General features: G+C 73.7%; 13 protein-coding genes. 10 read left to right on the plus strand and 3 right to left on the minus strand.

Annotation, left to right across the window (positions count from 1 at the left end):
• The first annotated feature begins 213 nt into the window (after positions 1-213).
• Complete coding sequence (locus AC4MBH_RS10525; RefSeq protein ID WP_491794807.1) at positions 214-2,343, plus strand: DEAD/DEAH box helicase; 2,130 nt, start codon at positions 214-216, stop codon at positions 2,341-2,343.
• An 11-nt stretch (positions 2,344-2,354) separates the two neighbouring features.
• Here AC4MBH_RS10525 and AC4MBH_RS10530 read toward each other — a convergent pair whose 3' ends face one another.
• Positions 2,355-3,278, minus strand: coding sequence for an NADP-dependent oxidoreductase (locus tag AC4MBH_RS10530; RefSeq protein WP_491794808.1), 924 nt, complete (start codon positions 3,276-3,278; stop codon positions 2,355-2,357).
• Between the two features lie 105 nt (positions 3,279-3,383).
• On the opposite strand from AC4MBH_RS10530, the gene AC4MBH_RS10535 reads away from it, so the two are divergent.
• Both AC4MBH_RS10535 and AC4MBH_RS10540 read left to right on the plus strand, forming a co-directional pair.
• On the plus strand, positions 3,384-3,791 hold the full coding sequence (locus tag AC4MBH_RS10535) for a winged helix-turn-helix transcriptional regulator (RefSeq protein ID WP_491794809.1): 408 nt from the start codon (positions 3,384-3,386) through the stop codon (positions 3,789-3,791).
• A 360-nt stretch (positions 3,792-4,151) separates the two neighbouring features.
• Complete coding sequence (locus AC4MBH_RS10540; protein ID WP_491794810.1) at positions 4,152-4,985, plus strand: alpha/beta hydrolase family protein; 834 nt, start codon at positions 4,152-4,154, stop codon at positions 4,983-4,985.
• Here AC4MBH_RS10540 and AC4MBH_RS10545 read toward each other — a convergent pair.
• Positions 4,977-5,387 (minus strand): pyridoxamine 5'-phosphate oxidase family protein, encoded by a 411-nt coding sequence (locus AC4MBH_RS10545; protein WP_491794811.1) that lies wholly within the window; start codon positions 5,385-5,387, stop codon positions 4,977-4,979. The genes AC4MBH_RS10540 and AC4MBH_RS10545 overlap by 9 nt on opposite strands.
• Positions 5,388-5,716: 329 nt before the next feature.
• Positions 5,717-7,474 carry a dolichyl-phosphate-mannose--protein mannosyltransferase gene (locus tag AC4MBH_RS10550; RefSeq protein ID WP_491794812.1) on the minus strand — a complete coding sequence of 586 codons (1,758 nt, stop codon included), beginning with the start codon at positions 7,472-7,474 and terminating at the stop codon, positions 5,717-5,719.
• A gap of 44 nt (positions 7,475-7,518) precedes the next feature.
• Between AC4MBH_RS10550 and rsmI the strand changes: the two genes are divergently transcribed.
• The 7 genes from rsmI to AC4MBH_RS10585 all read left to right on the plus strand — a co-directional run bounded on the left by rsmI (position 7,519) and on the right by AC4MBH_RS10585 (position 15,135).
• Positions 7,519-8,370, plus strand: a complete 852-nt coding sequence (gene rsmI, locus AC4MBH_RS10555; RefSeq protein ID WP_491794813.1) for a 16S rRNA (cytidine(1402)-2'-O)-methyltransferase — start codon at positions 7,519-7,521, stop codon at positions 8,368-8,370.
• Entirely contained in the window at positions 8,367-9,212 is an 846-nt protein-coding gene (locus tag AC4MBH_RS10560) for an alpha/beta fold hydrolase (protein WP_491794814.1), read from the plus strand. The genes rsmI and AC4MBH_RS10560 overlap by 4 nt, the downstream gene beginning before the upstream one ends.
• Positions 9,209-10,051 (plus strand): TatD family hydrolase, encoded by an 843-nt coding sequence (locus AC4MBH_RS10565; RefSeq protein WP_491794815.1) that lies wholly within the window; start codon positions 9,209-9,211, stop codon positions 10,049-10,051. Before AC4MBH_RS10560 ends, AC4MBH_RS10565 begins: the two co-directional genes overlap by 4 nt.
• Before the next feature lie 287 nt (positions 10,052-10,338).
• Complete coding sequence (locus AC4MBH_RS10570; RefSeq protein ID WP_491794816.1) at positions 10,339-11,532, plus strand: resuscitation-promoting factor; 1,194 nt, start codon at positions 10,339-10,341, stop codon at positions 11,530-11,532.
• 30 nt (positions 11,533-11,562) lie between these two features.
• Positions 11,563-12,426, plus strand: coding sequence for a 16S rRNA (adenine(1518)-N(6)/adenine(1519)-N(6))-dimethyltransferase RsmA (gene rsmA, locus AC4MBH_RS10575; protein WP_491794817.1), 864 nt, complete (start codon positions 11,563-11,565; stop codon positions 12,424-12,426).
• Positions 12,423-13,346, plus strand: coding sequence for a 4-(cytidine 5'-diphospho)-2-C-methyl-D-erythritol kinase (locus AC4MBH_RS10580; protein WP_491794818.1), 924 nt, complete (start codon positions 12,423-12,425; stop codon positions 13,344-13,346). The genes rsmA and AC4MBH_RS10580 overlap by 4 nt, the downstream gene beginning before the upstream one ends.
• Positions 13,339-15,135, plus strand: coding sequence for an ABC-F family ATP-binding cassette domain-containing protein (locus AC4MBH_RS10585; protein ID WP_491794819.1), 1,797 nt, complete (start codon positions 13,339-13,341; stop codon positions 15,133-15,135). Before AC4MBH_RS10580 ends, AC4MBH_RS10585 begins: the two co-directional genes overlap by 8 nt.
• Positions 15,136-15,196 lie beyond the last annotated feature (61 nt).

Genomic DNA, 15,196 nt, shown 5'->3' on the forward strand with positions numbered 1-15,196 from the left:
GGCCGCGCTACGCTGGCCCCACGCCGGGGTCAGACCGGCGTCTCGCCACACCGGTCACCAGCCGCGTGGCAGCACCCCCGTCGGCGACCACCGCCCCGGGCCCGCATCGCGTCCACCACCCGCGACACCGGCCCGCCGCCCGGTCCCGGCGTAGACCGCGGTACCCGCCCAGCTCGACCGATCCAGGGTGCCGCTGCTCCGGAGGAGGAGTCCTTGGCTCGAGGAGGGCAGCGCCAGAACGGCGGCACCCGCACCCAGCGACGTGGCCGCCAGCTCGACAACGAGGGGATCATCCCGATCCTCGCCCGCGCCGTGCGCGAGGTGGAGGGCGCCGCGCAGCGGGGCAAGGTGAAGCCGTCGAGCCGCACCAAGTTCCAGGTGGTCGCGCTGCTCGCCCGCGAGGAGCGCACCCGGGTCAAGGTCGACAGCACGATCACCGAGGGCCAGCGCGCCGACATGCTCAAGCGCCTCGACGGCATCGGCACCATCCTCGCCAAGACCACCGCCCGCGACACCTCGCTGCTCCAGCTGCTCGCCGAGGACGCCGCCGTCTCCGACGCCGCCCGCGAGCTCAAGCGCGAGATGCTGGTGGCCGCGGGTGTCGAGGTGCCCGAGGACGAGGTGCAGAGCGAGCCGGTCGCCCACGTCACCTACGACCCCGACCGCCAGGTCGTGCCACGGTCGGTGCTGTCCTTCCAGCTCGCCAACCCGTTCCTGGTCCCCGACTTCTCCGGCGTCGCCCGCCCCTACCAGGCGCGCCACCTCTCCGGCTGGGAGCTCATCGAGCCGCTGCTGGAGTCCTTCGAGCGGGCCGCGGGCGGGGCGTCGTCGTGCATGGCGCTGCCCGAGGACTCCTCGGTCAAGGCCCCGGCCGGTCTGGAGCTGATGCACCACCAGGCGCAGGTCGTCGCGGCCGCCGCCGCGGGCCACCGCACCTTCCTGCTCGCCGACGAGCCGGGCCTCGGCAAGACCGCGCAGGCGCTGCTCGCCGCGCAGGCCGCCGACGCCTTCCCGCTGCTGGTGGTCGTCCCGAGCGTCGTCAAGACCAACTGGGCGCGCGAGGCTGGGCTCTGGACGCCGCACCGCCACGCCACCGTCGTCAACGGCAACGGGCACGACGTCGACGGCTACGCCGACATCGTCATCGTCAACTACGAGATCCTCGACCGCCACGTCGGCTGGATGCGCAACCACGGGTTCCGCGGGATGGTCGTCGACGAGGCCCACTTCATCAAGAACAAGTCCTCGCAGCGCTCCCAGCACGTGCTGCAGCTCGCCGACTCGATCCGGGCCCGGACGCCGCGTCCGTTGATGACCGCGCTCACCGGCACCCCGCTGATCAACGACATCGATGACTTCCGCGCCATCTGGCAGCTGCTCGGCTGGATCGACGAGAAGAAGCCGCTCACCGACCTGATGGAGCGGCTCGAGGACACCGGGCTCACGCCGATCGACCCGCCGTTCTACCCCGCCGCCCGCCAGGCCGTGATCGACCTCGGCATCGTCCGCCGCCGCAAGGTCGACGTCGCCTCCGACATCCCGGCACGTCGGATCGCCGACCTGCCCGTCGAGCTCGAGGGCGAGGTCGGCCGCTCGATCCGCGAGGCCGAGCGCGAGCTCGCCCGACGCCTGGTCGAGCGCTACGACATGGCGCTGGCCACCCGGCGTACCGGCGTGACCACCGAGGGCATCGACCACGACCTGGTCCGCCGCGTCGCGACGTGGGAGCGCGAGGACACCACCTCGACCGGCACGTCCAACGGCGACAACGTCTTCACGATGATGCGCCGCATCGGCCAGGCCAAGGCCGGCCTCGCCGCCGACTACGCCGCCCAGCTGGCGCGCAACGTCGGCAAGGTCGTCTTCTTCGCCAAGCACGTCGACGTGATGGACCAGGCCGAGGCGCTGTTCGCCAAGCGCGGCATCAAGTCGGCCTCGGTGCGCGGCGACCAGACGCCCAAGACCCGCCAGGCCAACATCGACGCCTTCGTCAACGACCCCGAGGTCGCGGTCGCGGTGTGCTCGTTGACCGCCGCCGGCGTCGGCCTCAACCTGCAGGTCGCCTCCAACGTCGTCCTCGCCGAGCTGTCCTGGACCGACGCCGAGCAGACCCAGGCGATCGACCGCGTCCACCGGATCGGCCAGGACCAGCCGGTCACCGCGTGGCGGATCATCGCCGCCCAGACCGTCGACACCAAGGTCGCCGAGCTCATCGACAGCAAGGCCGGCCTCGCCGCCCGCGCGCTCGACGGGTCCGACGAGGAGGTCGGCTCCTCCGCCGACATCCAGACCGAGGCCCTGGTCGCCCTGCTCACCGACGCCCTCGAGGCGCGCGGCGCCTGAGCCGGAGCGCCCTAGGGCACCAGCACGACCTTGCCCTGCACGCCGGTGGTGAGCTCGGCGTGCGCGTCGGCGGCCTTGGCGAGGTCGAAGACGGCCGACACGTGGGGCACGAGCAGGCCCTGCTCGACCAGCCCGACCAGGGCGCTCAGCGCCGCGGGATCCGGGCGGACGTCGATGCGCTCCACCCGGACGCCGCGGGCGTCGGCGGCCGCCTGTGTCGCGTCGTCGACGCCGAGGAGCACGGCCAGCACCCCGCCGTCGCGCACGGCGGCCAGCGTGGCGGCCCCTCGCTCACCCCCGAACGGGTCGATGGCCACGTCGACCGGCTCGACCCCGGTGAGGTCGCTGGTCGTGTAGTCCACGACCTCGTCGGCGCCGAGCGAGCGGACGAACTCGGTCTTGCGCGGGCTGGCGGTCGCGACCACGCCGGCGCCGAGCGCCTTGGCGATCTGGACGGCCAGGTGGCCGACGCCGCCGCCGGCTGCCGGCACGAGCACCCGGCTGCCGGGCCCGATCGGCCCGGCGCCGAGGAGGGCCCGGTGGGCGGTGAGGCCGGCCAGCGGGAGGGCGGCAGCGTGCTCGTCGTCGAGGGCATCGGGCGTGCGAGCCAGGTCGGCGACGGGCGCGACGACCTGCTCGGCGTACGTCGCGGCCTGGGCCGGGTAGCGGGGCATGCCGAAGACCCGGTCGCCCACGGCGAACGCCGTGACGCCGTCGCCGAGCTCCTCGACGACGCCGGCGACGTCCCAGCCGACGGTGAAGGGTGCGTCGCCGAGGAGGGGGAACGCCCCGGCGCGGACGGCGGCGTCCACGGGGTTGACGCCGATCGCGCGGGTGGCGATGCGGACCTCCCCGGGACCGGGGGTGGGGGTCGCGGTCTCGGTCACCTCGAGGACCTCGGGTCCGCCGACGGTGAGCTGGGTGATGGTGCGCATGGTTCCTCCTGGTTGACGCGGCTGGATGGGTGTGACCACTATTGGTTCCCTAGGAACCACAAGTAAGTAGGCACCTGGAAGTGCCTACGGATCGGGGAGGACCCCATGGCGACGATGACCGCGGCCCAGCGCCGCGACGAGGCGAGGCTCGCCTTCGACGCCTACCTCGCCGAGTGCCCGTCACGGCACCTCTTCGACCTGATCGGCAACAAGTGGGTGGGGCTGGTCATCACCGCCCTGCACGACGGTCCGCTGCGCCACGGCGAGCTGCGCACCCAGATCGCGGGGGTCAGCCAGAAGATGCTCACCCAGTCCCTGCGCGAGCTCGAGCGGGACGGCCTGGTCACCCGCACCGTCACCGCATCCGTCCCGCCCCGGGTCGACTACGAGCTGACCGACCTCGGCCAGGACCTCCACACCGTCATCCAGCCGCTCAAGCACTGGGCCGAGACCCACATGGGCGAGATCCTCGACCGCCGGGCCCAGGCCGGCACGTCGGGCGGGGGTTCCTGACGGCGGCGCCTCGGCCGGGATGCGCGGCGCGGGTGTGAGGCCGTGGAGCCCGCCGCGCGGAGCGCGGCACGTCGGGTCGCGGCGGGGTTCCTGACGGCGGCGCCCTGGCCAGGGTGCTCGCGGCGCGTGGCGTCGACGGCGTGGTGCTCGGGCCCCCGGGTGACCGGGCCCAGGTGACGGTCGGGCGCCGTACGACGGCCGTCGGCGCCACGCGCAGCGCCCCGGCCGGGGCGCCGCCGTCAGCCCGCCGTGACCCGACAAATCCAGCACGGCGAGACGACAACTTCAACACTGTCGGTCCCCCCGCCTAGGATCCTGCACGTTCGGACGGCCGCTCCCACCTGCGAACTGGAGGACCCCTTGCGCGCCAGGCTGCTCGCTCGCGTCCCCCTGGTCGGACGCGTCGCCCTCGTTGCCGTGCTCACGGCGCTGCTGGTCGCTGTCACCAGCGGCGCGAGCGGCGAGCGGGCCGGTGGGATCGTGCGCAGCGAGCTCGGGGGCCAGGCGGTCCAGGTCACGCTGCCCACCGGCGACGCGGAGCCGCGCGGGCTGGCCCTCTACTTCCACGGCCAGGGCGGCGGCGTCGACGACCGCCTTGACGGTCCGTGGCTGGGGGCGCTGCTCCGCTCCGGGTGGGCGGTGGCGTCCTCGGCGTTCCACGACGAGTCGTGGGGCAACCCCGCCTCCACCGCCGACACCGAGGCGCTCATCACCTGGGCGGAGGAGGAGGCCGGGGTGCCGGTCAGCCTGTGGGTCTCCGGCTCGATGGGCGGCGCGGTCTCGCTCAACGCCCTGCTGCACGGCGCCGAGCAGCCCTCGTGCTGGTACGGCGTGAAGCCGGCGATCTCGCTCACCGAGATGGACCGGGTCAACGGTGCCAACCGGTTCATCGCCGAGGCCTACGGCGGACCGGTCCCGCGCGACCGCAACCCGGTCCGCAACCTCGCCCGGCTGCCCGACGACGTCCGCTACCGCGTCGTCGCCTCGCCGGACGACGAGCTGGTCGACCTCGGCCAGAACGGCGGAGCACTGATCTCCGAGCTCACGCAGCGCGGCGACGACATCACCTACCACCTGGTGGTCGGTCCGCACGAGGACCCGTCGCACTTCAGCCCCGAGGACCTCGTCCAGTTCGGCGACTACTGCCTCGGCGACGGCGACTCCCCGCCGTCCGACACCCCGCCCTCAGGCTGAGCCGACGAACCTCGACACCGTGATCCTGATCGCCACCCGCTCCGGGTTGGGCTGCGGGGTGCGGTAGCGGGCGGCGTACCGCTCGCAGGCGCGGGCCACCGACGCCGGGTCGTGGACGACGACCCCGGTGCCCTCGAGCGTCGACCACCGGCCGCCGTCGACGGCGCACGCCGCCAGCGGACCGCCCTCGGGCCCGGCCGCCAGCAGGTTGCGGACCTTGCGCGACCCACCGCGCGTGATCACCCACGCGCACTCCTGCTCGAGGTCGAGCGCCACCCCGACCGGTACGACGTGCAGCCGCCCGTCGGGGCGCAGCGTCGTGAGGCTGCACAGGTGTCGCTCGGTCCAGAACTCCAGCAGCGACGGCGGGAAGGCATCCCAGCCGGGGGTCCACGACGTCATGCGGTCACGCTAGTGCCCTCGTGGTCGGGGTCAGGGGAGGTGCTTGCCCAGCGGTGGTTTCGAGACGGTTGCTAGCGCAACCTCCTCAACCACCGTCGGGGAATCGGCCGTCGTACGAGGCCGCGACCCACGCTGGTCGAGCCGGGCGAGCGCCAGCGAGCCCGAGTCGAGACCCCAGCGAGGTGCTCGCCGACGGTTCGGATCGAGGTCACGACCGAGGCCCGGGGGTTCCGACGCGCTCGCGCGGGTTCGCAGGCTCACCCGCGTCGCTTGCTCAACCTGCGCACGCCACGGCCCTCCGCTCGTTCCTCGCGGAGCGCCTGCGGGCTTCAGATCCAGCGGGAGAACCACATCCGGTCCAGCCAGTCCGACTTCGGGATCGTCTCGTAGGACAGCACGGGGTAGAAGTAGGCGAAGTTGAGCACGACGAGCACGAGGAACGATCCCGCCACGACCACCCCGGTCGTACGCCGGGTCGAGGGGTCGCGGGACGGGCCGATGAGGCGGCCGAGGACGAGGGTGATCGCCAGCACCAGGAACGGCAGGCACGCGATCGCGTAGAAGAAGAAGATCGGTCGGTCGTCGTACATCAGCCAGGGCAGCCAGGTCGACAGGGTGCCGACGACGGCGACCCCGAAGCGCCAGTCGCGGGCGCCGAGCCACAGGAGCCCGGCCGCCACCAGGGCGATGACGCCGCCCCACCACAGGATCGGCGTCCCGATCAGCAGCACCTGGCGGTAGCACTCGCTGCCCTCGGGGGCGTCGCACCCGGCGGCGTCGGGCGGGATGTCGAGCTGGGTGGCGGCGCCGACGGGGCGGTTGATGAGCAGCCAGCCCGACGGCTGCGACTGGTAGGTGTGGCTGCTGCAGTTGAGGTAGTGGGTGTGGAACGTGTAGACGTCCTGGTGGTAGTACCAGAGCGACCGCAGCGACTGCACGACCTCGGCCGGCCCGCTCGCGTCCGGCTCCTTCGCCGTCGGCCAGGTGGCGCCGTCGCGGCTGAGGTTGTCGTAGGTGAGCTTGCCGTCCTCGCCCTCGATGCAGTCACGCTCCTCGTAGAAGCCGGTGTACTGCGTCGACGACAGCGACTCCTCGAACTCGTCGGCGTGCACCAGCCAACCGGTCCACGACGCGACGTAGACGACGAACGCGACCAGGACCAGCTGCACGAACGCCGGGACGCCGTCGACCAGCACCGCGCGCAGCGTCGCCCACGACACCCCGAACGACCGCCGGGCGCCACCGCTCCACAACCAGACGAGCAGGCCGAACGCGGCCAGCGGGTAGAGCGCGGTCCACTTGGTGCCGATGGCCAGGCCGAAGCAGACGCCGGCGGTGACCAGCCACGGCCGGAACAGCAGGCCCCGGACGGGGCCCCAGCCCCCCGGCTCGACCGGCCCGTCGCCGACCAGCCGGGCGAGCCTGGCGCGGTGCCAGTCGCGGTCGTTGACGATGGCCGCGACGCCGCAGAGCAGGAAGAACGCGAGGAAGATGTCGAGCAGCGCGAGCCGGGACAGCACGAAGTGGAGGCCGTCGAACGCCAGCAGCAGCCCGGCCAGGCAGCCGAGCAGCGTCGACCCGGTGAGGCGGCGCGCCAGCCGGCACATCACCAGCACCATCAGGGCCCCGACCACGGCCGCGGAGAACCGCCAGCCGAACGGGTCCATGCCGAATGCCTTCTCGCCGAGGGCGATCACCCACTTGCCGACCTCGGGGTGCACCTCCATCGACGGGCCGTCGTCCCAGATGCCCTGGGTGCGGCCGTCGAGGATGGCGTCGTTGATCTCCTGGCCGCCGGGCTGGTCCTGGTAGTCGCGCACGAAGCCCTGGTTGAGCAGGCCCCAGGCGTCCTTGGCGTAGTAGGTCTCGTCGAAGGCGAACCGGTCGGGCCGGCCGAGCTGCCACAGCCGCATGCCGAGGGCGAGTGCAAAGATGCCGAGCGCCGTCGACCAGGCGAGCAACCGGCCCTCGAGCCGCGCGTCGGCGGCCGTGAACCGCCCGCGGGCCCGCTGCCACGCCGTCGGCACCGGTCGACCGCCCGCCGTCTCGGACAGCCCGGTCCCGGGCGGCTCCTGCAGGGCGGTCACGAGGCGGAAGCCTACGTGCGCGACCCCCTGCGATGATCGACGGCGTGAGCGCGACGGAGCCCGGGGTCCTGGTCCTGGCGGCGACCCCGATCGGCCGGGTCGCCGACGCGCCGCCGCGGCTGGCCACCGAGCTCGCCGACGCCGACGTCGTCGCCGCCGAGGACACCCGGCGGCTGCGCCGGCTGACCACCGACCTCGGCGTCACGGTCTCGGGGCGGGTCGTGTCCTACTTCGAGGGCAACGAGCAGCAGCGCACCCCGTCGCTGCTCGAGGCACTGCTGGCCGGCGAGCGGGTGCTCCTGGTCACCGACGCCGGCATGCCCAGCGTCTCCGACCCCGGCTACCGGCTGGTCGTGGCCGCGGTGGCCGCCGGCGTCCACGTCACCGCGGTGCCCGGCCCGAGCGCGGTGCTCACCGCCCTGGCGGTCAGCGGGCTGCCGGTCGACCGCTTCTGCTTCGAGGGGTTCCTGCCCCGCAAGGCGGGGGAGCGCGCACGCCGGCTGGCCGAGCTCGGCGACGAGCGGCGCACGATGGTGTTCTTCGAGGCGCCGCACCGCACCGCCGCCACCCTGGCCGCGATGGCGCAGGCGTGGGGCGACGACCGGCCGGCCGCGGTGTGCCGCGAGCTGACCAAGACCCACGAGGAGGTACGCCGCGGCGGGCTCGCCGAGCTCGCGGCCTGGGCGGCCGACGGCGTCCGCGGCGAGGTGACGCTGGTGGTGGCCGGGGGTGACGACGTGCCGGCCGTCTCGTCCGACGAGGCCTCGCTGCGGGCCGCGGTGGTCGAGCGGGAGGATCGGGGCATGAACCGCAAGGACGCGATCGTCGAGGTGGCGCGACTGGCCGGGGTGCCCAAGCGCGAGGTCTACAACCTGGTCCACGGGGGCGCGCGATGACCGCGGCCGGGCGGGTCACGGAGTACGACCACGACGGGCTGACGTTCGACGTGCTCGACGCCGGACCGGTCGACGGCGACCCGGTGGTGCTGCTGCACGGCTTCCCCGAGCGGGCGACCTGCTGGCGCGACGTCGCGCCGCTGCTGCACGCCGAGGGCCTGCGCACCTACGCGCCCGACCAGCGCGGCTACTCCCCGCGCGCCCGGCCGGGGCGCCGCCGCGACTACGTCATCGACCGCCTGGTCGAGGACGTCGTCGCGCTGGTCGACCGGATCGGCCGGCCGGTCCACCTCGTCGGCCACGACTGGGGTGCGGCGTGCGGGTGGATGGTCGCGGCCAAGCGGCCCGACCTGGTGCGGTCGTGGACGGCGGTCTCGGTGCCGCACCCGCGAGCCTTCGTGCGCTCCTTCCTCACCTCCACGCAGGGGCTGCGCTCCTACTACATGGCGCTGTTCAACGTGCCGGTGCTGCCCGAGCTGCTGGTCGACCGGGCGCCGCGGCAGTTCGAGCGGGTCCTGCGCGGCTCGGGGATGACGCGCGCCGACGTCGAGCGCTTCCGCCGCGAGATCGTCGCCGACGGCGCGTTCCCCGGCGGGCTCGCCTGGTACCGCGCGCTGGTCGTCCCCGACCCCTCGCTGCGGCTGCCCCGGGTGACGGTGCCGACGACGATGGTCTGGAGCGACGGCGACGTCGCCCTGGGCCGCAAGGGCGTCGACCTGACCCGGCAGTGGGTCGACGCGCCGTACGAGCTGGTCGTGCTGGAGGGGGTCAGCCACTGGATCCCGACCCACGCGCCCGAGGCCCTCGCCGAGGCCGTCCTGGCCCGGGTCGGGTCGGTGTGAGCGAGCGGGACGCCCGCCCGCCGGCTCCCGAGCCGCTGCCGCACCCGGTCGTCGACAACCACTGCCACCTCGACATCGCCCGCGACGGCGGGACCGTCGACGTGCCGGCGGCCCTCGCCGCCGCGGCGGCGGTCGGCGTGCCGCGGATCGTGCAGATCGGCTGCGACCTGCCGGGCGCGCGCTGGGCGGTCGAGGCCGCGGCGACGTACGACGCGCTGGTCGCGGGCGTCGCCCTGCACCCCAACGAGGCGCCCCTGCTGGCGGCGCAGGGGCGGCTCGACGAGGCGCTCGCCGAGATCGAGGCGCTCGCCCGCAGCTCCGACCGGGTGCGCGCGGTGGGGGAGACCGGCCTCGACCACTTCCGGACCGGGGACGACGGGCGGGCCGCGCAGGTCGCGTCGTTCCGGGCCCACGTCGACCTGGCCAAGCGCCTCGACAAGACGCTGGTCATCCACGACCGCGATGCCCACGACGACGTCCTGCGGGTGATCGACGAGGAGGGCGCGCCCGAGCGCTGGGTGATGCACTGCTTCTCCGGCGACGCCGCGTTCGCGCGCCGCTGCCTCGACCGCGGCGCCCACCTCTCCTTCGCCGGCACCGTGACGTTCAAGAACGCCCAGCCCCTGCGCGACGCGCTGGCCGTCACGCCGCTCGACCGGGTGCTCGTCGAGACCGACGCGCCGTTCCTCACCCCGACGCCCCACCGCGGCCGCCCCAACGCCTCCTACCTCGTGCCGTTGACGGTCCGCGCCATGGCCGAGGTCCGCGGCGACGACCTCGAGACCCTCTGCCGCGCGATCGACGCCAACACCGAGACCGCCTTCGGGGGCCCCTGGTAGGCCGACCCGTCGTACATGTACGACGGGTCAGCGACGGGTGAGGCCGGTGTGACTGGTGTGACCTCGAAGGGGTGACTTCGGCCACCAGGTGGTCCACAGGGGCGTGTCGGGGTTTGCATTCGCGGCGGGGGCGCTGCTGTTCTAGACGGGTTGGCCGGGATCGGGAAGACCCGTCCGGCGCGCGTCGGGTCCGTCCCGACACCCGCAGACGAGCGGTCCCGACCAGGGCCTTCACGTGCGCGGGGTGCCGGCACCCGAGGCCCGGGGAGCACGACGTACGGAACCAGATGCCAGTTCACGACCAGTCCACCCCGTCCGCAGACCCGCAGCCGGAGCAGACCCGCGGCCGATTCCGCCGCGCTCTCCACAGCCGTGCCGTCCTCCTCGCCCTGGTGGCCGCCGTCGTGCTGGCCGTGGCCGGTACGACGGTCGGGTACGCATCGCTGTCGAAGTCGCTGACGGTGACCGTCGACGGCGAGGCCCGCGAGGTCAGCACGCGGAGCGACACGGTCGGTGAGGTGCTCGAGGCGGAGGGCATCGAGGTCGGCGAGCACGACTCCGTCGCGCCCGCCCTCGACGAGTCCGTCGAGGACGGCACGCTGATCAACGTCCGCTACGGCCGACCGGTCGAGCTGACGGTCGACGGCGAGACCACGACGCACTGGGTCACCGCGACCGACGTCGCCACGGCACTGGGGCAGATCGGCACCACCTACAGCAACGCGCGCCTCGACACGAGCCGCGGCCTCGAGATCGGCCGCGACGGCCTCGAGCTCGAGGTCGTCACCTCCAAGCGCGTCACCTTCCGCCTTGCCGGCAAGAAGCCGGTCACCCGCTGGGTGACCGCGCTGACCGTCAAGGAGGCCCTGCGCCAGCTCGGCGTCCGCCTCGACGCGCAGGACACCACCACGCCCGCGCCGGCGGCCGAGCTCGAGACCGGCGACCGGATCGTCTTCACCGACAAGCGGTTCATGCGCAAGGTCGTCGAGGGCGAGCCGATCGACTTCTCCACCGTCGAGGAGGAGGACGACTCGATGACCGAGGGCACCACCGAGGTCGTCCGCGAGGGCCGCGCCGGCCTGCGCGACGTCGTCTACCGGCTCATCATGGTCAACGGCGAGATCACCGAGCGCCGGGTGCTGGAGTCCACGGTCGTGCGCGAGCCGGTCTCCGAGCTCGTCGCGATCGGCACCGCCGAGCCCCCCGCCCCCGAGCCGGAGGTCGACTACTCCGGCGGCGGCACGGTCTGGGACTCCCTGGCGCAGTGCGAGTCCGGCGGCAACTGGGCCATCAACACCGGCAACGGCTACTACGGCGGCCTCCAGTTCAACCTCGGCACCTGGCAGGCCTACGGCGGCTCCGGGCTGCCCAGCGACAACTCCCGCGAGGCGCAGATCGCCGTCGCCGAGCGGCTCCGCGACGCCACCGGCGGCTACGGCTCGTGGCCCGGCTGCGCCGCCAAGCTGGGCCTGCCCCGCTGACGATGAGCCCCGCTCGCTAACCTCGCACGCATGACGCCGGCCGCTCCGAGACTCCTCGGGGCGGCCGACGTACGTCGGCTGGCCGACCAGCTCGACCTGCGCCCGACGAAGCAGCGCGGGCAGAACTTCGTCATCGACGGCAACACCGTGCGGCGCATCGTGACGACCTCCGGCATCACCGGCGACGACGTCGTCGTCGAGGTCGGGCCCGGGCTGGGGTCCCTCACGCTGGCGCTGCTCGAGGTCGCCCGGCGGGTGGTGGCGATCGAGGTCGACGACAAGCTCGCCTCGCTGCTGCCGCAGACCGTGGCCGAGCACGCGCCCGAGCAGGTCGCGGCGTTCGAGCTCGTCCACGCCGACGCCCTGCGGGTGACCGGGCTGCCCGGGCCGCCGCCCACCGCACTGGTCGCCAACCTGCCCTACAACATCTCGGTGCCGGTGCTGCTGCACCTGCTCGCCCTGCTGCCCAGCCTCGAGCGGGGCCTGGTGATGGTGCAGTCCGAGGTCGCCGACCGGCTGGCAGCCAAGCCCGGCAGCAAGACCTACGGCGTCCCGTCGGTCAAGGCCGCCTGGTACGCCGACGTGCGCCGCGCCGGCGCCATCGGCCGCTCGGTCTTCTGGCCGGCGCCCAACGTCGACTCGGGCCTGGTCGCCTGGACCCACCGCGAGCCGCCCGCCACCACCGCCACCCGCGAGCAGGTCTTCGCCGTCGTCGACGCGGCGTTCGCCCACCGGCGCAAGGCGCTGCGCGGCGCCCTCCGCTCGCTGGCCGACGGCGAGGTCGTCGACCGGGCGCTGGCGCAGACCGGCATCGACCCCCTCGCGCGCGGCGAGATGCTGGGCGTGGAGCAGTTCTCCGCCCTCGCCGAGCACCTGGGCGGGGCCGCCGCATGATCTCGACGTCCCACGCGGTCACCGTGCGCGCCGCCGCCAAGATCAACCTGCACCTCGGCGTGGGTGCGCCCCGCGACGACGGCTACCACCCGCTGACCACCGTCTACCAGGCCGTCGGGCTGTGCGACGACGTCACCGCCCACCCCGCCGACGACCTCTCGGTCGAGCTGAGCGCCACCGACTGGATCGACACCGCCGTGATCCCGCTCGACGCCGACAACCTCGCCCACCGCGCCGCCGTCCTGCTCGGCGTCCACCACCACCGCACCCTCACCGGCCGACTCCTCGTCGAGAAGGCCATCCCGGTGGCCGGCGGGCTCGCGGGCGGCTCGGCCGACGCCGCGGCGACGCTGGTGGCCCTCGACCGGCTGCACGACCTGCGCACCAGCGACGACGACCTGCTCCACATCGCCGCCGAGCTCGGCAGCGACGTCCCCTTCGCCCTGGTCGGCGGTACGGCGCTCGGCACCGGCCGCGGTGAGCTCGTCGAGCCGGTGGCCGACGTCGGCACCTGGTGGTGGGTGATCGTGCCGAGCGTGGAGGGGATGTCGACGCCCGCCGTCTACCGCCACTTCGACAAGCTCTTCCCCGACGCCGACCCCACCCCGCCCGACGCCGACCTGCTGCTCGGCGCGCTGCGCACCGGGCAGCCGCTCAGCCTGGCGCGTGCACTGCACAACGACCTGCAGGAGCCGGCCATCGACCTGCGTCCCGAGCTCGGGACGCTGGTCGAGCAGGGTGAGTCAGAAGGTGCGCTGCGCGGGCTGGTCTCCGGCTCCGGCCCGACCGTGGTGTTCCTGTGCGAGTCGGCCGACCACGCCCGCGACCTCGCCGGCGCGATGATGCGCTCGGGCCACCCCGTCGTCCTGGTCGCCAACGGCGCCGTCGCCGGATCCCACGTGGTGCCGGCCCATGTCTAACCTCCTCAACCTCGAGTCCGTCTCGAAGTCCTACGGCGTCCGCCCACTGCTCAGCGACGTCTCCCTCGGCATCGGCGCCGGCGACCGGATCGGGATCGTCGGCCGCAACGGTGACGGCAAGACGACCCTGCTCGAGGTGATGACCGGGCTCGAGGAGCCCGACGGCGGCCGGGTCTCGCGCAGCCGCGGCCTGCTCGTCGGCTACCTGCACCAGGGCGACGAGCTCGACGACACCCACACCGTCCGCGAGGCGGTGCTCCGGGGCCTGCAGGACCACGAGTGGGCGGCCGACGCGACCCTGCGCGGCATCGTCACCGAGCTCCTCGCCGGCGTCGAGCTCGACCGGGCCGTCCACGGTCTCTCCGGTGGCGAGCGTCGCCGCTGCGCCCTGGCCGCCCTGCTGCTCGGCGACCACGAGCTGATCGTCCTCGACGAGCCCACCAACCACCTCGACGTGGAGGCCGTCGCCTGGCTGGCCGGCCACCTGCGCCGTCGTACGTCGGCACTCGTCGTGGTCACCCACGACCGCTGGTTCCTCGACGAGGTCTGCCAGTTCACCTGGGAGGTCCACGACGGCGCCGTCGACGTCTACGAGGGCGGCTACGCGGCGTTCGTGCTGGCCAAGGCCGAGCGCTCGCGGCAGGCCGAGGCCAGCGAGACCCGCCGGCAGAACCTCGCGCGCAAGGAGCTCGCCTGGCTGCGTCGCGGACCGCCGGCGCGGACGTCGAAGCCGCAGTTCCGCATCGACGCCGCCAACCGCCTCATCGAGGACGTGCCGCCGCCGCGCGACCGCCTCGAGCTGCAGCGGTTCGCCACCCAGCGCCTCGGCAAGGACGTCGTCGACCTCGAGGACGTCGACCTCGTCCGCGGGGAGCGGCGCCTGCTGACCGGGGCGACCTGGCGGCTGGGTCCCGGCGACCGCGTGGGCATCGTCGGTGTCAACGGCGCCGGCAAGTCCTCGGTGCTCAACCTGCTCTCCGGCGGGCTGGCGCCGAGCGCCGGCAAGGTCAAGGTGGGACGCACCGTCGCCCTGCAGCACCTCACGCAGGACGTCACCGCCGAGGACCCCGAGGCCCGGGTGCTCGCGACGATCGAGGGCCAGCGGCAGGTGGCGAGGACCGCCGACGGCGAGATCACCGCGACCTCGCTGCTAGAGCGGTTCGGCTTCACCGGCGACCGCCTCACCGCCCGGCTCGGCGACCTGTCCGGTGGCGAGCGGCGCCGGTTCCAGCTGCTGCGGCTGCTGCTCACCGAGCCCAACGTGCTGCTGCTCGACGAGCCCACCAACGACCTCGACATCGAGACCCTCACCGTGCTCGAGGACTTCCTCGACGGCTGGCCCGGCACCCTCGTGGTCGTCTCGCACGACCGCTACTTCCTCGAGCGTGTCACCGACTCGGTCTGGGCGCTGCTCGGCGACGGCCAGGTCTCGATGCTCCCGCGCGGCGTCGACGAGTACCTCGAGCGCCGCGCGGCCACCGCCACCGCCCCCGTCGTGCTCGGCGGTTCGGGGTCCGGCTCGTCGTCGTCGGCGTCCGCGTCGTCCACGTCGTCGGCCAAGGTCAAGAGCGGCTCTGCCGAGGAGCGCACCGCCCGCAAGAACCTCGCCCGCCTCGACAAGACCCTCGCGCGCCTCACCCGCCGCGAGGTCGAGCTCAACGAGGCCGTCGTCGCCGCCGGCTCCGACTACGCCCGCCTCGCCGAGGCCTCCGCCGAGCTCCAGCAGGTCCTCGCCGACAAGGAGTCCGTCGAGCTCGAGTGGCTCGAGGCGGCCGAGCTCCTCGAGTGACCCCGGCGGGGTGGTCCCGGACGAGATGGCCCCAGAAGACCGGCCTCAGGGGCCATCTGGT

It is taken from the genome of Nocardioides sp. WJ219, assembly GCF_058559815.1.